Source organism: Rhizobium sophorae, assembly GCF_013087515.1.
Classification (GTDB): domain Bacteria; phylum Pseudomonadota; class Alphaproteobacteria; order Rhizobiales; family Rhizobiaceae; genus Rhizobium; species Rhizobium sophorae.
Window position 1 is genome coordinate 147,805 of record NZ_JABFCN010000014.1, and the last position, 18,258, is coordinate 166,062.

The window sequence follows — 18,258 nt, forward strand, 5'->3', positions numbered from 1 at the left end:
CATGCAAGGTGATGCGACGGATCTGGCGGCGGCGATCAGGCATGGCAGCCTGAGCGCTACGGAGGCGATGCAGGCTTCCCTTGAGGCGGCTCAGCAGCAGGAGCCGCTCGGCGCCATCGCCTATCTGGATGCCGCCATAGGCCTCGCCTCGGCGAACGACAGCGACCGGGAACGGCGGAGCGAGCCCGAACGCTCTGCCGCCCGGCCCTTTGCCGGTGTGCCGACCTTGGCGAAGGATCTTGGCGGCCCCTTTGCCGGGCTGCCGGTAGCGGCCGGTTCCCGCCTTTTCGAGAGAAAGGGGGGCGAAGCGGATTCCGATCTCGCCAGCCGTTTTCGCGACGCCGGTTTCTGTCTGTTCGGCCTGACGACCAGCCCGGAATTCGGCCTGTCGCTCGCCAGCGAACCGGCGATCGGGCCGATCTGTCGCAACCCGCTCGATCCGGCACGCACTGCGGGCGGTTCCTCCGGTGGTGCGGCGGCAGCGGTCGCCGCCGGGATCGTCGCCGTTGCGCATGCGACCGACGCCGGCGGCTCGATCCGCGTGCCCGCCGCCTGCTGTGGTCTGATCGGAATGAAGCCGACGCGCGGCGCTATCCCCGGCGGGCCATCCTTTGGCAACCACCTCGCCGGCATTGCGAGCGAACTCACGGTCTGCCGCTCGGTGCGGGATACGGCGCTGACTTTCGACAGGCTGAGCGGCCAATCGCGAGGACCCTTTCCTGACCCCTCCCCCGTCGATATTGACAACGACTGTTTGCGGATCGGGCTGCTTGTCGATACCGGCTCAGTCTATCCGACTGAGGGCGTTCGGCTCGCGGCAGTGGAAGCTGCGGCCCGTGCGTTGGAGAGCGACGGACACGAAATCGTTCCACTGGCCTGGGCCGACTTCGAATGGGCCGTCGCCGCCAGCGGCCGCGCCTTCGCCGATATCGTCTCTGTCAATCTCGCAGCACTCATGAAGACGGCGGCGCTTGATGAAAGCAGGGCCGAGCCGCTGACGCAGGCCTTCGCGGCGCGCGGACGGGCGCTTTCGGCCATATCGCTGTGGAACACGCTGAACGATGCCGTCCTGGTGAGCCATAAGCTCTGGGCGCTGTTCGACAGGGCCGATTGCATCCTCATGCCGATGCTGTCTTCCGCACCCCTTGCGATCGGCTCCTTTCCGTCCGATCATGCCGATACGGATCTGCATCTCAAGCGGATGACGGCTTTTGCGCCGCTTGCCTGCCTCGCCAATATTTCGGGTTTTCCTGCATTGACACTGCCTTTCGGACAGGATGAGCACGCCATGCCGCTGCCGGTGCAGATCATGGCGCCGATGGGCCACGAGCCGCGCCTCCTGTCGCTTGCCGCACGCCTGGAGGCCGAGGGGCGGTGGCAGCACCGCTTTCCCGTTGCAGGGCTGCCGTCATGACCGGGTCGGTGCTGGAGATTATCGGCGTCAGCAAGCGTTTCGGCGACAATCTCGCCAACGACGATATCTCCATGACGCTTGCCAAGGGCGAGGTCGTGGCACTGCTTGGCGAGAACGGTGCGGGCAAGACCACGCTGATGAGCATCCTTTTCGGCCATTACATGCCGGATGCCGGCCGAATTCTGATCGAAGGCAGGGAGGTGCCGCAGGGCAAGCCGCGTGCGGCGATCCAAGCCGGCGTCGGCATGGTGCATCAGCATTTCTCGCTCGCGCCCAATCTGACCGTTCTCGAAAATGTCATGACCGGCACGGAAAGACTGTGGTCCTGGCGCTCGGGAACATCTGCGGCACGCAGGAAGCTGCTGGCAATCTCCGAGCGCTTCGGCCTCAAGGTCGATCCGGATGCCCGCCTTGGCGACCTGTCGGTCGGCGAGCAGCAGCGCGTCGAGATCCTCAAGGCGCTCTATAACGATGCCCGCATCCTGATCCTCGACGAGCCGACGGCGGTGCTGACCAATATCGAGGCCGAACGGCTGTTCACGACGCTAAGGGAAATGGCACGCCAGGGCCTGTCGCTGATCTTCATCTCCCACAAGCTCGACGAAGTCATGGCGGCTGCAGACCGCATCGTGGTCTTACGCGGTGGCAAGATGGTCGCCGAACGCAAGGCGTCGGACACCAGCAAGGCGGAGCTGGCCGAACTGATGGTCGGGCGCCGCGTGACGCGGCCCGTGCGCGAGCCGTCGACACCCGGTGCCGTTGCCCTCGAAGCGGCCGATGTGACGGTGCGAATCGACGGCGTCGATCGATTGAAATCGATCAGCTTCCGCCTGCATCAGGGCGAGATTCTCGGCATCATCGGCGTTTCCGGCAATGGTCAGGCGGCACTGGCGCATCTTCTTTCCGGCATACTGGCGCGCAGCGCCGGCGACCTTCTGCTCTTCGGGGAAGCCATCGGCAATCTTGGTGTTACCGATGTCGTCGACGCCGGCATCGGCCGCATTCCCGAGGACCGCAACGAGGAGGGTGTGATCGGCGAAATGGCGATCTGGGAAAACGCCGTGCTGGAGCGCATCGCATCGCCGGCCTTTTCTCGCCGTGGTTTCGTCAACCGCAAGGCGGGTATGGCGTTTGCCAGGGAGATTATCGACGGGTTCGATGTTCGAGGCGGCGGCCCGGCCATTCGCGCCCGGCTGCTCTCCGGCGGCAATATGCAAAAGCTCATTCTCGGCCGCAACCTGCATCGGCGGCCGCGCATCCTGATTGCCGCGCAGCCCGCGCGCGGCCTCGATGAAGGAGCGGTGGCCGCTGTCCACGCACGCCTGCTCGAAGCCCGCCGGCAGGGTACTGCCGTGCTGCTGATCTCGGAAGACCTCGACGAGGTGATCGCGCTTGCCGATCGCATACAGGCAATCGTCGGTGGCCGCCTGTCACCGCCCGTCGCGGCCGAAAGCGCCGACGCCCGCAGGCTGGGGCTGATGATGACAGGCGAATGGCAGGAAACCCCAGAGGCCGGCCATGCGATTTGAGCGCCGCGAGCACCGCCCTCTTTTCCTGCTGATCGTCACCCCTATGATCGCGGTCATCGCAGCGCTGGCGCTGGCCGGCATCCTGATCGCTATTGCCGGCGCGCCTGTTCTCGATGCCTATTGGCGCATCCTGACCGGGGCCTTCGGCTCGCGGCTGTCAGCGACCGAAACGCTGACGCGGGCAACGCCGCTGATGCTGACAGGGCTTGCCGCCGCCGTCGCTTTCCGGGCGCGGCTCTGGAATATCGGCGCCGAGGGCCAGTTCTATCTCGGCGCCATCGCCGTTGCGGCGGCAAGCTCGAAACTGCTCGGCAATCTTCCCGCCCCTATCCTCATTCCGCTGCTGCTGCTGGTCGGCGCCATTGCCGGCATGGTGCTGATCCTGATCCCGCTCTGGCTCAGGCTGCGCTTCTCGGTCGATGAAGTCGTCACCAGCCTGCTCCTGAATTTCATCGCCGTGCTCTTCGTCTCGATGCTCATCGATGGCGTCCTCAAGGATCCGCTGGCCTTCGGCTGGCCGCAGTCGCAATCCGTCAGCGATCACGCCATGCTGCCGAAGCTGATCGCCCGCTCGCGCCTGCATATCGGTTTTGCGATCGCGATCGCTCTGGCCGTCGTCGTCCATTTCATCCAGTCCCGCACCGTGTTCGGCATGCAGTCGCGCGCTGCAGGCCTCAACCCCGGCGGGGCCATCTTCGCTGGGGTCCCGCTCGGCAGAACGCTGGTGAAGGTTGCCTGTCTCTCGGGCGGGCTTGCAGGGTTGGCGGGAGCGATCGAGGTCATGGGCGTCAAGGGTTATGTGACGACCGATCTGTCGCCGGGCTTCGGCTATGCCGGTATCGTTGTCGCCATGCTCGCCAACCTCAATCCTCTCGGCGTCGTCTTCGCCGCCATTTTCACGGCCACCATGTTCGTGGGCGCGGATGGCATGAGCCGCGGCCTTGGCATCCCGACCTATATCGCCGATGTCACGGTGGCGCTGTCGCTGCTGACGATGCTGATTGCCTTGTTCTTCACCCAATATAGGATCCGGCGATGATGCAACTGTTCGACATCATCGCTTCCGCCGGGCTCTGGGCGGCAATCCTGCGGATCGCCACGCCGCTGATTTTCGGCACGCTCGGCGCCCTGCTCTGCGAACGGGCCGGCGTGCTCAATCTCGGCATCGAAGGCATCATGACCTTCGGTGCGATGATCGGCTGGCTTTCCGTCTATCACGGCGCCGATCTCTGGACCGGCCTGGTGATTGCGGCGCTGGCCGGTGGCGTCTTCGGCCTGCTGCATGCGGGGCTGACGGTGACGCTCGGTCTCTCCCAGCATGTCTCCGGTCTCGGCGTCACGCTGTTTGCCTCCAGCTTCAGCTATTATGTCTTCCGGCTGATCGTGCCGCTCGCCAATACGCCGCCCACCATCGTGCCGTTCCAGCCCATCGCCATTCCTGGTCTCTCGACCCTGCCCTTCATCGGGCCGGCCTTCTTCACCCAGACGGCGCCGACCTATCTTGCGATCACTATCGCCCTGCTGATGGCCTACATCATTTTCCGCACACCCATGGGGCTTGCGATCCGTATGACCGGCGAGAATCCGCATGCGGCGGAAGCCCAGGGTGTCAATCCGATGAAGGTGCGCTATGGCGCGGTGATTGCCGGAAGCGCGCTGATGGGAATGGGCGGCGCCTTCCTGACATTGTCGGCGTTCAACAGCTTCTTCCCGACCATGGTGCAGGGACGCGGCTGGATCTGCATTGCGCTCGTCGTCTTTGCCTCCTGGCGGCCCGGCCGCGCGCTTTTCGGCGCGCTGCTCTTTGCCTTCTTCGACGCCTTTCAACTTCGGCTGCAAACCGCGCTAAGCGGGCTTGTGCCCTATCAGCTCTTTTTGATGACGCCCTATATCCTCTCCATTGCAACCCTTGCCGTCATGGCCCGCCACGCGCGCGTTCCACAGGCACTGATGCAGCCCTATCGCCGCGGCGAACGCTGAACCACTTCTGTCCAATGAGGCTCCGATGTTCGATCTGATCGTCAGAAATGCAAATCTCCCCGATGGCCGAAAGGGGATCGATATCGGCATCCAGGGCGGCAAGATCATCGCTGTCGAGCCTAATCTCCAGGCGCAGGCGCAAGAAGAGATCGACGCGACCGGCCGGCTGGTCAGCCCGCCCTTCGTCGATCCACATTTCCACATGGACGCCACCCTGTCGCTCGGCCTGCCGCGCATGAACGTATCCGGCACGCTGCTCGAGGGCATTGCGCTCTGGGGCGAGTTGCGCCCGATCGTGACGAAGGAGGAACTGGTAGATCGTGCGCTGCGCTATTGCGACCTGGCAGTCACCCAAGGGCTGCTCTTCATTCGCAGCCATGTCGATACCAGCGATCCGAGGCTTGTGACCGTCGAGGCGATGATCGAGGTGCGCGAGAAGGTCGCGCCCTATATCGATCTCCAATTGGTCGCCTTCCCCCAGGATGGTTATTACCGCTCGCCGGGCGCGATCGATGCGCTCAACCGCGCCCTCGACATGGGCGTCGATATCGTCGGCGGCATTCCCCACTTCGAACGGACGATGGGCGAAGGGACGGCGTCTGTCGAGGCGCTCTGCCGCATCGCCGCCGATCGCGGCCTGCCGGTCGATATGCATTGCGACGAAACCGACGATCCGCTCTCGCGCCATATTGAGACGCTGGCTGCGGAAACCATCCGCTTCGGCTTGCAGGGGCGCGTCGCCGGCTCGCATCTGACCTCGATGCATTCGATGGACAATTATTATGTCTCCAAGCTCATTCCGCTGATGGCAGAGGCCGAGATCAACGTCATCCCCAATCCGCTGATCAACATCATGCTGCAGGGCCGGCACGACACCTATCCGAAACGCCGTGGCATGACTCGCGTGCGGGAGCTGATGGATGCTGGGCTCAATGTTTCCTTCGGGCACGACTGCGTCATGGATCCCTGGTATTCGATGGGATCGGGCGACATGCTGGAGGTCGGCCATATGGCCATCCATGTCGCACAGATGGCCGGCATCGACGACAAGAAGAAGATCTTCGACGCGCTGACCGTCAATTCGGCGAAGACGATGGGGCTTGCAGATTACGGCCTGGAAAAGGGATGCAGCGCCGACCTCGTCATCCTCCAGGCCAGCGACACGCTGGAGGCGCTGCGGCTGAAGCCGAACCGGTTGGCGGTGATCCGCCGCGGCAAGGTCATCGCCCGCTCGGCCCCGCGCATCGGCGAACTTTTCCTCAACGGACGCCCGGCACGGATCGACGGCCTGGATTACGCACCTCGTTATTGAGATGCGGTGAAAGCTTTCCGGCTTACCGGAGCAGCTGCCATCTGCGCCAAAACAGAAAGGCCGCGAAGTCGATATTTCCGTGAAGCATTCGCTTCACCTGACCGTCGCATAGCATCGGGTTTTGCAACATCGCAAAGATCAGTCGCAAACCGTCGCTTTGATCGGGATTATCGCAACAGCTTGACGAATCAGCACCTGCTCGACAATTTTATTTCGGCGTGGCCTGCGCCTAACCTCCCAGACCTTCCCCAGCATGGTCTTGAACGGAGGCAAAGGGACTTTCGTCTCAGGCCGCTGTCTTGGTCCGATCGTTTCGGGCGGGTTGCTGGGGAACTGCGTCCGAGACGTGAAAGGCCTGACAATGACGCAAAACGGAAATCTCAAACGCTTTGTACGTGCTCGCGCAGCCAAAACCGGCGAATCTTACACCGCAGCTCTTCAACATATCCGCCAACTACCGGACAAGCCCGTGATCCGTTCAATACGGATCGCTGTCGCCCAAACATCGGTGTTCAACGATCCTCGTGATATTTCGGCGCTCCGTGCCAGCGGAGCGGAAATGCGCCGACTTATGGAGGAGGCCCATAAGACAGGCGCTCGCCTCATACACTTCCCCGAGGGAGCGACCTGTTCGCCCAACAAGCGCATCATGTCTGAGAATGGACCTCGGGAAATTGGCCCGTCCGATTGGACTCGCTGCGAATGGAGTGTTTTGCGGCAGGAACTGGAGGCAACCAGAAAATTTGCGAGAGAACTTAAGCTATGGACGATATTCGGCTCCGTCCATCAACTCACTTCGCCACATCGACCGCATAACAGTCTCTACGTGATATCCGATCGTGGAGAGCTGGTGACACGCTACGACGAGCGTCTGCTATCGAATACGAAAATCTCTTTTATGTACTCGCCGGGAAAAAATCCGGTGACCTTTGAGGTGGATGGTCTCCGTTTTGGCTGCTCGATGGGCATGGAACTGCATTATCCGGAAATTTTCACAGAATATGAACGGCATGATGTCGATTGCGTACTGTTCTCCACCACAGGCGAGACGCCTTCAACGCCTTCACTGGCTTTCGCTGCGGAGGCATTAGGACACGCTGCCAGCAATTCCTACTGGATAAGTCTTTCAGCTCATGCGCCGCAGAGCGTCACGGTCCCTTCCGGAATAGCTGCGCCTGATGGGCAATGGGCGGTACGATGCCCCACAAGTGGGGAGGCTGCAATCGCTGTTACGACCATCAGAAATGATCCAGAGTCTCCTGCAAGACCTTGGCGGCGAAACGCTCGTGCCGACCTTTACACGCCTCACCAGATCGATGGTGATCCGAGGAGTGACGGTCGCAAGCTATTCTGACGAATAGGTATTGGTCAGCGGGGTGGGTCTACCCGCTGACCTCCCGGTGCGCGGCAAGGACGAATTTCCTGCCTTGTCGCGGAGATCCTGACTTCCGAACGCGACAAAAGTCGGGATTTTTGCAACACACGGGTAAGGGCACAGATTTAGTGGAAAGCAGACGAGCAGCTTCGCGACGCGGGGGCAGCAAAACCGGACCTCAGTCTAATGCCACATCGGCCAAATGCGTCACACTTAGAGAACGGCACTGACACTTGGACCGCGCAAGCTATCGAGATTGCCAGATGGTGAAGTGGCGCAGAATTCTTGAATTAATCACCGCGTATTTTTGCCGCGAAGGCGTTGATCTCCTCAACGCTTGCCAACCGTGTTACCGCCTTTCCCCGCTCTTCCGCCTCGCTGCATAAGGCGCGAATTTTAGGCATCCACGATCGCTCAACCTCCCAGATAGCTTGGAACAGAGCTTCCGTAGGCGGCATTGCTGATAGTCCACCCGGTGTGTGTTCAAGAGCCCCTCTCACCCATGAAATTTGTCGTTCGGCCGCCAACCAAAAATGCATCCATAGCGGCATGTCGATCAGGATAATTTCGGTCGCGCGGCCTAGCCGTTGGGGGATTAGGTCGAGCCTCCCTAGACCGTCGATCACCCACCTGTTTTCCGCAATCACAGTGGCATGTTGACGCTCGTACACTTCGGGCGGCGTTTCTACCCAGCCCTCCTGCCAGAGCAACTTGTCAATCTCGGTATGAGGCGTCCCAAATGCGCTCGCGATCTCACGCGCAAGTGTCGACTTTCCCCCTCCACCATTTCCAACAATAGCAGTGCGCGTCATGACCGATGCTCCTTCTACAAAAGGTAGCAGATCAACCCATTCAGAGACAATTTTTGGGCTACGGGCGGGGCGAAGCCGCGACCCCTTCAATCCGCCTTAGTTCTTCGAGGCGTCGTAGACCGCCTTGGTTTCGGCGTTCATCGGGTAGAGGCCCGGCAGCGGTACGCCCTCATCGATCCTGCTCATGATCCAGGCTTCCATGCGCTCCTGTTCCGGCGCTTCCGCGAGCACGGCGTCGAGTAGATCGGCCGGGATCAGCACCGCGCCGTCCTGGTCGACGACGATGATGTCATCGGGGAAAACAGCCACGCCGCCGCAGCCGATCGGCTGCTGCCAGGCGACGAAGGTGAGGCCGGCGACTGAGGGCGGTGCTGCGACGCCGCGGCACCAGACTGGCAGGTTGGTATCGAGCACGCCGGCAAGGTCGCGCACGACACCGTCGGTGACGAGGGCTGCAACGCCTCTCTTCTGCATGCGGGCGCAGAGGATATCGCCGAAGATGCCGGCATCGGTAACACCCATCGCATCGACGACGGCAACACAGCCTTCCGGCATCGCCTCGATCGCGGCGCGCGTCGAGATCGGCGAGGCCCAGGATGCGGGCGTCGCCAGATCTTCGCGGGCAGGAACGAAGCGCAGGGTGAAGGCCGGGCCGACGATGCGCGGCTGGCCAGGCTTCAGCGGAACCGCGCCGCGGATCCAGACGTTCCGTAGGCCCTTCTTCAGAAGAACGGTTGTCAGGGTCGCCGTCGAGACGGTCTTGAGGGTTGCTATCGCGTCAGCGCTGAGAGCCATCGGTTATCGGTTCCAATTCGGTTTCTGTTAGATGCTCTGGATCATGCCGCCATCGACGCGGATCACCGAGCCGGTGAGATAGGAGGCAGGTTCGCTCGCCAGGAAGGTGACGACATTGCCATATTCTTCCGGCCGGCCATAGCGGCCGAGCGGAATGCTGCCGGTGCTCTCAGCGACGATGTCATCGACGGAGCGGTTTTCGCGTTTGGCCTTCTGCTCGTCGAGGAAGGTGATGCGGCCGGTGGCGATACGGCCCGGCAGGACGATGTTGACGGTGATGCCGTCGCGCCCGACCTCGCGCACCAGTGTTTTTGACCAGCCGACCAGCGACAGACGCAGCGCGTTTGAAATGCCGAGATTGGGGATCGGCGCAACCACGCCCGACGAGGTCGAGGTGACGATGCGTCCCCATTTGCGCGCCCGCATCTGAGGCAGCACACGATCGGTAATCGCGATGACCGAGAGCACCATGCTCTGGAAATACTGGTTCCAGACCGTTGGATCCTGGCCGGAGACGGTGGTCGGCGGTGGGCCGCCGGTATTGTTGACGAGGATATCGACCGGTCCGAACTGGCGCTCGATTGCAGCGACATGCGCATCGATCGAACCGAGATCGGAAAGATCCCATCGCAGTGCCAACGCCTTGCCACCTTCGGATTCGATCGCAGCCGCGGTCTTCTCAGCGGCGGCGAGATCGATATCCGCCGCGGCAATTCTGGCGCCTTCGCGCGCAAGTTTGACGGCAATCGCGCTGCCCAGTCCGCCGCCGGCGCCAAGCACCAGGGCCGTCTTGTCCTTCAGGCCGAAATCCATTTCATCCATCTCCTCATAGGGTCGGGCCATCTTTCGGAGCAATGGATCGTAAATAAAATATGGCTTCTGCTTCGTTCAAGAGATAGAAAAACTATCGATGGACACGCGTTTTCTCGAAACCTTCATTGTCGTTGCCGAGCGGCACTCGCTGGCGGAAGCCGCCCAGCGGCTGAACCTTACGCCTGCCGCTGTGGCCCAGCGCATCCGCGCATTGGAGGCCGAGCTCGGGGTGCGGCTGCTGGTGCGCTCCGGCCGCGTCATGCGGCCGACGGAGGCGGGTTTTGCCATTCTCGAACGCTGCAGGGATCTGGTGCGCGATACACGCGACCTGAAGGCGATGGCCGGCACCGCGACGATTTCGGGCGAGATGCGGATCGGGGCGATCAATACGGCACTGACCGGCCTCGTGCCCGACATTCTCCACCGTCTCGCCCAGGACTATCCGCTGATCGAGATCTTCCTCAAGCCGGGCGCTTCGATGGACCTCTATGCCGAGGTTTTGAACGGCGCGCTGGATGCGGCCTTCATTATCGAGCCGCGATTTCCGATGCAGAAGACGTTGACCTTCAACAAGCTGCGCCAAGAACCCCTGGTGCTGATCGCTCCGGGGGACTGCGAGGGGGCAGATCCACTCGAACTGCTGCAGACCCTGCCGTTCATCCGCTACGACCGCAACCAGTGGGGTGGTCACATCGCCGATGAATATCTGCGCGAGATCGGCATCCACCCGGTCGAGCGTTATGAGCTCGACGCGCTGGAGGCGATCGCGGTCATGGTAGACCGCGGTCTCGGAATCTCGATCGTGCCGGATTGGTCGCCGCCCTGGCCGGCGGGATTAGATATCGTCAAGCTGCCCCTGCCCCGCTCGTCCGCCGTGCGCACGGTCGGCATCGTGGTGACACGATCCTCGCCACGGGCAAATCTCGTCGCCGCGCTTCTGGAAACCAGCCGCGCGGCGATGGGAGCCTGATCAATTTCAGGCGATCTTTTGACGGACCGGCAGTTTCCAGCCGGGTCGGACGAAATGGCAGGTATAGCCATTCGGAATCCGCTCCAGATAATCCTGGTGCTCTGGTTCGGCTTCCCAGAAATCGCTCACCGGCACGACTTCGGTGACGACCCTGCCGGGCCACAGACCTGACGCGTCGACATCGGCGATCGTGTCTTTGGCGACGCGCTCCTGCTCAGGGGTGACGTAGAAGATTGCCGAGCGGTAGCTCAAGCCAACGTCGTTGCCCTGGCGGTTGCGCGTGCTGGGGTCGTGGATCTGGAAGAAGAATTCGAGGATTTCCCGATAGCTGATCCTTGAGGGGTCGAAGATGATCTCGATCGCTTCGGCATGGGTTCCGTGGTTGCGGTAGGTGGCATTCGGCACATCGCCGCCGGTATAGCCGACGCGGGTCGAAATCACGCCCTTGTATCGGCGGATGAGGTCCTGCATGCCCCAGAAGCAACCACCGGCGAGGACTGCACGTTCTTCGGTCATTGGATATCTCCTTTTCCGCAAGACATAGTATCTCGTGCCGCCGATTTCCACACGGTGCAAAGAGCACAGCTGTGCAATTTCCCTCAGATACGCCCGATCTGTCATGTCGATGTTACGCGCCGGCGCTAGCAAGGCCTCAGACAATCCTGCGGAGGCGTAGCCTCGACACCTGATGGAGACGGGTTATGAATAGACGCGAATTTCTGATCACATCGTCGGCGGCAGCCGGTCTACTGGCTCTTCCGCGTTTCGCATCGGCTGCGGCCGGCACGATCGATCTCTACAGCGGTTCGGATGCCAACATCGTCGACCTCTGGAACAACGTCATCCGCCCGGCCTTCGAAAAGGCGCATCCCGGCGTTGGCCTGAAGGTGACCGATGCCGGCGACAATAATGGCTTGCGCGCCATCGCCGACCGTGCGCTCGCCGCGCTGAAGACGAAGACCGATCCGCAAGCCGACCTCTTCGAGCAGTTCGATCCGCGTCTGCCATCCGGCGGCATCGATGCCGGGCTCTGGGTGAAGTTCTCCGCCGAGAACATCGAGGGCTACGACCATATCAACCCGCTTGCCTTCGATACTCCCTACTCCCTTCCCTATCGCGGTTCGCAGGTCCTTCTCGCCTACGACACGACCAAGCTCGATCCGAAGGATGCGCCGAAGAGCTGGGATCAGCTCACCGCCTGGATCAAGGCCAATCCGGGCCAGTTCATCTACAACCGTCCCGACAAGGGCGGTTCGGGCGGCAACTTCGTCCGCCGCGCTATCCATGAGGCCAATGGCCGCGATCCGAAGAAGTTCAAGGTCGACAATTTCAGCGCCGACTTCGCGACGGAGACGCTGACGCCGGCCTGGAAGATCCTCAACGACCTCGCGCCTGCGCTCTACGACAAGGGCGCCTATACGGCCGGCAACACCCAGTCGATCCAACTGCTCGCCCAGGGCGTCGTCACCATGGTGCCGGTCTGGTCGGACCAGGTGCTGCAGGCGATCTCCCAGGGCGTGCTGCCTGATACGACCGGCCTTGTGCAGCTTACCGATCTCGCCCTTTGCGGTGGTTTCTCCAGCATCGCCGTGTTCTCGAACGGCGCCAACAAGGATGCGGCGCTCAAGCTTGCCGCATTCATGCTGACGAAGGAAATGCAGGAAGCGATCATCACCGAGATCGGCGGCTTCCCCGCCATCTCGTGGGATCACATCTCCGACGATCTCCGCAAGAAATATGCCGACGTCATTCCGGCGACCATCCCGACCTTCCCGGGCGGCGATTGGGAAAAGGCGATCGCCGACGGCTGGTACCGCAACGTCGCTCCGGGCATCAGCCGCACCTGATGTCCACGGATACTGCGCCGGCGGTTCTGCGCCGTCCCCGATCCATCAACAGGGGGAGCTCTATCGGGCTCCTCCTCGTTGCCCTGCCGGTCCTCCTGCTCGCATGGCTGATCGTCTTTCCGATCTTTTCGGCGGTCGTCGGCACGATCTTCGTTCGAGGTCCTGACGGCGCGACGGAATTCTCGCTTGCCTCCTATCGCTTCTTCTTCACCGATGGCTACAGCCTCGGCAATCTGTGGCTGACGCTCTGGACCACCGCCGTCTGCGGCATTCTGCTTCTGGCGATCGGCCTTCCGATCGCGCTATACCTCCGGTTCTCGCAAGGGCGACTTGCCGCCTATGTGCAGGCTCTTGCGATCTTCCCGATGTTCGTGCCGTCGATCATTCTCGCCTATGCGCTGATCAGGACGATCGGGCCGAACGGCACCGTCGACCTGTTGCTGAATTCAGTCGGCCTGCCCAAGCTGCGCACGCCCTATCTGACGCCGTGGGGGCCGGTCATCGGCCTCGTCTGGGACAACCTTCCGCTAACGGTGCTGATGCTGACCGCCGGGCTTTCCTCCGTCTCGAACAGCGCTATCGAAGCCGCCCGCGATGTCGGCGCAAGGCCGCTTCGGGTGTTCATCTCGATCATCCTGCCGCGCATGGGCAATTCCCTGCTGGTGACCGCGTCCTTCGCCGTGCTCGGCATCTTCTCCGCCTTCACCCTGCCCTATGTGCTCGGCTCCGCATCGCCGGAAATGATGGGGCCTTTCATGCAGCGCACCTTCGCCGACATGAACGACCCGCTGAACGCCATGACCCAGGCCGTCATCACCTTCGGCTTCTGCCTGGTCTTCGGTATCTTCTACATCAGGTCGATCGCCCGCAACCGCGAGGCCCAGCCATGAGTGCCGGCAGATCGGGCACGGATCTTCGCTTCGACTGGATCGGCATGCTCTTCGCGTGCCTGCTGACGCTGTTTATCGCGCTGCCGCTGATCGTCGTCGGAACATGGGCCTTCACCGAGGTCTGGCGTTATCCATCGGTGATCCCGCAGCAATTCGGGCTGCGTTTCTGGGGCCAGACGCTGGCGCGTCCGGATGTCTGGGACGCGCTCTTCCTCAGCCTGCGGCTGACGACGACGGTGACCATCCTTTCCGCCGTGATCTGCCTTCCCGCGGCTTACGCCTTCGCGCGCATGCGCTTTCCCGGCAGGAACATCCTGTTCCTGTCGTTCCTCGCATCGCATGCCTTTCCGAAATTCGGCCTGCTCGTCGCCATTGCCGGCATCTTCCTGCAGCTCGGCCTGATCAGCACTTTCTGGGGCGTCGTGCTGATCCAGCTGGTCGGCACGCTGATGCTGATGATCTGGATTCCGGTCGCAGCCTTCCAGAATGTCGACCGGCGCATGGAAGAGGCGGCGCGCGATGCGGGTGCCACGCCGCTGCGCGTCTTCTGGTCGATCACCCTGCCGCAGGCCGGACCCACGATCGCCGCCGCACTGCTCTTGACCTTCGTGGGCACCTTCTACGAGACCGAAGGCGCCTGGTTGATCGGCGCGCCTCAGGTCCGCACCATGCCGGTGCTGATGATCAGCTTCATCAACAATCAGATCGTCGTGCAATACGGCGCCGTGCTCTCCGTCATGCTTTGGGTGCCGTCCTTCATCGCGTTGATGTTTGCCCGCCGGGTGATCGGCACCGGCGCCTTTGCGAGAGGTTTCGGAGCGTGAAGCTTTGCTACATCAGAGATGGTGAGCATGATGTCGTCCGAAAACCGCTCACACTTTTCGGCATCACGCTCTAGTTCAGGGAAGGGTTTGAGAATGGCGCATCTTTCGATCGAGGGCGTTTCGAAGCTGTTCGGGACCACTTTTGCCGTTCGCGACTTCTCGCTCGAAGTGGGAGACGGCGAGCTCGTCTGCCTGCTCGGCCCATCCGGCTCCGGCAAGTCGACGCTTCTCAGGATGATCGGCGGCTTCGAGCGCCCGAGCGGCGGAACCATCCGCATCGACGCGAAGGATGTGACCACGCTGCCGCCCGAGCGACGCCCGACCGGCATGGTGTTCCAGAGCCATGCGCTCTGGACGCACATGGATGTCTTCAACAACATCGCCTTCGGCCTGAAGCTTCGCCGGCTGCCAAAAGCGGAGATTCGCCAGCGTGTAGAGGATGCTTTGACCCTGGTCGGCCTTGCCGATTACGGGCGGCGGATGACGACTCAGCTCTCCGGCGGTCAGCAGCAGCGCGTCGCGCTTGCCCGCTCGCTGGTGCTCGAGCCGAAGATCCTTCTGCTCGACGAGCCCTTCGCCAGCCTTGACCAGCATCTGCGCGAGAGACTGCGGGAGGAGGTGCGCGATATCCAGCAACGCCTCGGCATCACTACGCTCTTTGTCACCCATGGCCAGGACGAAGCCTTGGCGCTCGCCGACCGCATCGTCGTCATGCGCGACGGACGCACCGAACAGATCGCGCCGCCGAGCACCATCTACCGGCAGCCGCAGACGGCCTTCGTCGCCGGCTTCATCGGCTCGATGAATTTTGTACAGAGCCGCGTTAGAAACGGTGTCTGTGAGCATCCGCTCTTTCCGCTTGCCGTTCCCGTTGAGGAGGGGCTGGTGACGCTGGCCGCCCGCCCGGAAGCGCTGACGATCCGTCCCTCGGGCCGGGTCGATGCCGCGACAGTTCATCGCATCGTCGATTTCGGCACCCACAAGATGGTCGATGTCGATCTTGCCGACGGCACCCGCCTGAAGGCGATGGTCGCGCCGGACGATCGGATCCGCGCCGGGACGAGGGTTGAGCCGAGTCTCGTCGGCTTTTTCGTCTTCCGCGACAATGAGCTCGTCCATCAGTCGATGCCGGCAAAGGGCAATGTGGAGATCGAAGAGCTCCTGCGGGTTTAAACTGGAGGAATGCGCCCGTTCACGCCTTGCTCTGGAAACCTTCCAGCAGCCAGGGATGCAGCGCCTTGCTGGCGGCCAGGATATCGCTCTTTCCGACCACCTTAGCGCCGGAAAAACGGGTGACGATGCCGCCCGCCTCTTCGACCATCAGCGCCGAGGCGCCGAAATCATGGATCGCGAGCCCGTCTTCGAAGAATCCGTCCAGCCGGCCGCAGGCGACATAGGCAATCGACAGTGCCGCCGAGCCGAGGCGGCGCACACCTGCCGTGTTCGCCATCAGCCGTTTGATGGCCTCGAAATAGGTCTCTTCCGCAACCGCCGTGACCTGGCCGGGGATCGGCAGCCCGGCGCCGACGAGTGCACTCTCGATATCGCCGACATCGGCGCAGCGGATGCGTTCGCCGTTGAGATAAGCGCCGCCACCGATCTCGGCGCTGAACAGCTCGTCCTGCATGGCGTCATAGACGACGCCCATGACGAGCCTGCCGCTTTCGACGATCGAGATCGTCATGCCGAAATGCGGAATGCCCCAGGCGTAATTGGTCGTGCCGTCGATCGGGTCGATGTAGATGATCGGCGTGTCCGGACTCGCCGTGCGGTTGCCGACGGCTTCCTCGCCCTGGATGGCATAGTCCGGGAAGGCCTTCGCCATCTCGTCGACGATGATCCGCTCCACGGCGACATCGATTTCGGTCTGATAGTCGCGCGGCGCCTTGGCGAGCATTTCTGCCGACGTTCGTCGCCGCAGCGAGCCACGGGCAGTTTCGCCCGCCTTCAATACCGTTTCGGCAAGCACGACGAGACGGGACGAGGCGGTCGGGGAAAGACGCGCGGAAATCGGGGAAGATGTCATGAGAAAAGTCCGGATGCTGCTGATATGACGGAGTGAATCGCGAGGAGCCCATCCCTTCGCAGAGGCCGATGATGATTTTATGAAGCGCGCTCATACCGAGCGGATTATCTCAGGATCGCTTCAAGCTCGGAAATGGTCGGAAACGCCTTTCTTGTTCCATGTCTTGAGACGGTGACGGCCGCGGCTGCAACTGCGTGTTCGATGGCTAACCTGTCCAGCCGCTGTCCGCGCAGCGCGCAGGATGCAAGTGCTGCGGCCATGAACGTATCGCCTGCGCCCGTTGTATCCACAACATCGCAGATCTGGGCGGGCACTTCGATCCTATCGTGCCGGTTCACGAGCGTCGCGCCGTCGCCGCCCAGCGTCAGGACGATTTCGCGCAGCCCCCGGCTCAGCAGATATTCGGCTGCATCCCTGCCCGTGGCTCCCGTCAGGGCCTGCGCCTCACCCTTGTTGAGGAAGGCGATGTCGATCAGACCCCAAAGATCGGAGAAAAAGGAGCGCACCGGCGAGGGATTGAACGCGGTGATCATGCCGATCTCTCTTGCATGCTCCAGGATATCGCGGGTCGTCTGGTCGGACAGATTGCCCTGCAGCATTATGAAATCGCCGCGACCGGCCGTCGACAGGATCCGTCTGACATGAGACAGGGATAGGCTCTGCGCCGATTCCGTCGTCGTGACGATGGCATTTTCACCGCCCGGCAGCCGGAAGATGATCGAGACGTCGCTCGATGCATTTTCCATTTCGATCAGTTCGCTCCGAAGCGGCTCGTCCGCGAGGTAATGGCGTATCGTATCGGCCCTCGCATCCCTGCCGACAGGCGCAGCCAGCGTTGTCGGAACGCCGCAGCGGGCCATGACGACCGCCTGGTTCGTGCCCTTGCCGCCGAGATCACTGCCCCCGGCATTGCCCAGGATGGAGGCGCCGATGACGGGAAGTTCGGAGACGGCGATGGTTTCGTCGATGGCGACGTTACCGATTATGTAGGCGCGCATGCGTCCGCTTTCGCAAGGTAAGGCTAAAGGTAAGGCGCATCGTGAAAATCGATCTCGAGCTGCATCGCCCGGCCGAAGATCGCGCTGAGCCGCACTGTTTCATCGTCTTCCAGCGTTTCTCCTGCCATGTCGAGTTCATTCTTCAGCCATTGCGCCTGGGCGGCGAAATTCGGATCGACATGCATGTCGACCCATTCCTTCAGCAGCGGATCGCTGATCGGGCGGTTAGCTGCTTGCCTACACCAAGTCCAGTACATCCACTCAGCCGCAAACATCGCCGCGACCGTATCGAGGAAGCCACCCCGGCGGGCGATGTCAAGCATGCCCACGCGAAAGGCCTCGACTTCGGGAATGCGGGTATCGAAGGATGAGGGGTCGATCCCGCGGCTGGCGAAAGTGCGCTCGAAGTAGGCGATCTGCTCGTTGGCAAGCGCGTCGAGAACCGCGATCAGCCAGCGCTTCTGCGGCATCGTCCCGGCGGTCGCTGCTGCATAGGCAAAGATCGAGATGGCGCTGTCGACGAAGGCGCCTTCATAGACGAGATAACGCTCGAAAGCCTCCTTGCTCAGCCTGTCGTTCTTGACGTCCTCGACGAAGCGGTGGCTCAGCATCGCGCCGAGGACGGCGTCGTTCTCGCGCAGGATACGGTCTGAAAGGCTTTCTGCTGCCATGC

18 protein-coding genes are annotated in these 18,258 nt (G+C 62.2%); 11 read left to right on the forward strand and 7 right to left on the reverse strand.

Annotated features, from left to right (window positions below; all coding sequences use genetic code 11):
* Window position 1: 1 nt before the first annotated feature.
* From G9X64_RS08585 to G9X64_RS08610, 6 genes are all read left to right on the forward strand, one after another.
* Window positions 2-1,414, forward strand: a complete 1,413-nt coding sequence (locus G9X64_RS08585) for an amidase (RefSeq protein ID WP_171376381.1) — start codon at window positions 2-4, stop codon at window positions 1,412-1,414.
* Window positions 1,411-2,943, forward strand: coding sequence for an ABC transporter ATP-binding protein (locus tag G9X64_RS08590; RefSeq protein WP_171376382.1), 1,533 nt, complete (start codon window positions 1,411-1,413; stop codon window positions 2,941-2,943). Before G9X64_RS08585 ends, G9X64_RS08590 begins: the two co-directional genes overlap by 4 nt.
* Window positions 2,933-3,982, forward strand: a complete 1,050-nt coding sequence (locus G9X64_RS08595) for an ABC transporter permease (RefSeq protein ID WP_168316157.1) — start codon at window positions 2,933-2,935, stop codon at window positions 3,980-3,982. Before G9X64_RS08590 ends, G9X64_RS08595 begins: the two co-directional genes overlap by 11 nt.
* Window positions 3,979-4,923, forward strand: a complete 945-nt coding sequence (locus G9X64_RS08600) for an ABC transporter permease (RefSeq protein WP_171376383.1) — start codon at window positions 3,979-3,981, stop codon at window positions 4,921-4,923. The genes G9X64_RS08595 and G9X64_RS08600 overlap by 4 nt, the downstream gene beginning before the upstream one ends.
* A gap of 25 nt (window positions 4,924-4,948) precedes the next feature.
* Entirely contained in the window at window positions 4,949-6,235 is a 1,287-nt protein-coding gene (locus G9X64_RS08605) for an amidohydrolase family protein (RefSeq protein WP_171376384.1), read from the forward strand.
* 361 nt (window positions 6,236-6,596) lie between these two features.
* Window positions 6,597-7,589, forward strand: coding sequence for a carbon-nitrogen hydrolase family protein (locus tag G9X64_RS08610; RefSeq protein WP_171376385.1), 993 nt, complete (start codon window positions 6,597-6,599; stop codon window positions 7,587-7,589).
* Window positions 7,590-7,900: 311 nt separating this feature from the next.
* On the opposite strand, the gene G9X64_RS08615 is transcribed toward G9X64_RS08610, so the two are convergent.
* The 3 genes from G9X64_RS08615 to G9X64_RS08625 all read right to left on the reverse strand — a co-directional run bounded on the left by G9X64_RS08615 (window position 7,901) and on the right by G9X64_RS08625 (window position 10,030).
* Window positions 7,901-8,422, reverse strand: coding sequence for a P-loop NTPase family protein (locus tag G9X64_RS08615; protein ID WP_168307743.1), 522 nt, complete (start codon window positions 8,420-8,422; stop codon window positions 7,901-7,903).
* A gap of 96 nt (window positions 8,423-8,518) precedes the next feature.
* Entirely contained in the window at window positions 8,519-9,217 is a 699-nt protein-coding gene (locus tag G9X64_RS08620; protein ID WP_168307744.1) for a ribonuclease activity regulator RraA, read from the reverse strand.
* A gap of 27 nt (window positions 9,218-9,244) precedes the next feature.
* A complete protein-coding gene (locus G9X64_RS08625; RefSeq protein ID WP_171376386.1) occupies window positions 9,245-10,030 on the reverse strand; it encodes an SDR family oxidoreductase in 786 nt (261 codons plus the stop codon).
* A gap of 97 nt (window positions 10,031-10,127) precedes the next feature.
* Between G9X64_RS08625 and G9X64_RS08630 the strand changes: the two genes are divergently transcribed.
* Window positions 10,128-11,000: a LysR family transcriptional regulator gene (locus G9X64_RS08630; RefSeq protein WP_171376387.1), complete on the forward strand. Its 873-nt coding sequence runs from the start codon at window positions 10,128-10,130 to the stop codon at window positions 10,998-11,000.
* A gap of 6 nt (window positions 11,001-11,006) precedes the next feature.
* Here the strand turns inward: G9X64_RS08630 and msrA are convergent, their stop codons facing one another.
* Window positions 11,007-11,516: a peptide-methionine (S)-S-oxide reductase MsrA gene (msrA, locus tag G9X64_RS08635; protein ID WP_171376388.1), complete on the reverse strand. Its 510-nt coding sequence runs from the start codon at window positions 11,514-11,516 to the stop codon at window positions 11,007-11,009.
* Window positions 11,517-11,701: 185 nt separating this feature from the next.
* Between msrA and G9X64_RS08640 the strand changes: the two genes are divergently transcribed.
* From G9X64_RS08640 to G9X64_RS08655, 4 genes are all read left to right on the forward strand, one after another.
* Entirely contained in the window at window positions 11,702-12,847 is a 1,146-nt protein-coding gene (locus tag G9X64_RS08640) for an extracellular solute-binding protein (RefSeq protein ID WP_171376389.1), read from the forward strand.
* On the forward strand, window positions 12,847-13,737 hold the full coding sequence (locus G9X64_RS08645) for an ABC transporter permease (protein ID WP_168307749.1): 891 nt from the start codon (window positions 12,847-12,849) through the stop codon (window positions 13,735-13,737). Before G9X64_RS08640 ends, G9X64_RS08645 begins: the two co-directional genes overlap by 1 nt.
* Window positions 13,734-14,561 (forward strand): ABC transporter permease, encoded by an 828-nt coding sequence (locus G9X64_RS08650; protein ID WP_025398571.1) that lies wholly within the window; start codon window positions 13,734-13,736, stop codon window positions 14,559-14,561. The genes G9X64_RS08645 and G9X64_RS08650 overlap by 4 nt, the downstream gene beginning before the upstream one ends.
* A gap of 93 nt (window positions 14,562-14,654) precedes the next feature.
* Window positions 14,655-15,734 (forward strand): ABC transporter ATP-binding protein, encoded by a 1,080-nt coding sequence (locus G9X64_RS08655; protein WP_171376390.1) that lies wholly within the window; start codon window positions 14,655-14,657, stop codon window positions 15,732-15,734.
* Window positions 15,735-15,753: 19 nt separating this feature from the next.
* On the opposite strand, the gene G9X64_RS08660 is transcribed toward G9X64_RS08655, so the two are convergent.
* From G9X64_RS08660 to G9X64_RS08670, 3 genes are all read right to left on the reverse strand, one after another.
* Window positions 15,754-16,587 (reverse strand): inositol monophosphatase family protein, encoded by an 834-nt coding sequence (locus G9X64_RS08660; protein ID WP_168307751.1) that lies wholly within the window; start codon window positions 16,585-16,587, stop codon window positions 15,754-15,756.
* A 104-nt stretch (window positions 16,588-16,691) separates the two neighbouring features.
* Window positions 16,692-17,585, reverse strand: coding sequence for a ribokinase (locus tag G9X64_RS08665; RefSeq protein WP_171376391.1), 894 nt, complete (start codon window positions 17,583-17,585; stop codon window positions 16,692-16,694).
* Between the two features lie 23 nt (window positions 17,586-17,608).
* The gene (locus G9X64_RS08670) at window positions 17,609-18,256 is read right to left on the reverse strand and encodes a TenA family protein (protein WP_168307753.1); all 648 of its coding nucleotides are present in this window, start codon (window positions 18,254-18,256) and stop codon (window positions 17,609-17,611) included.
* Between the last annotated feature and the right edge of the window lie 2 nt (window positions 18,257-18,258).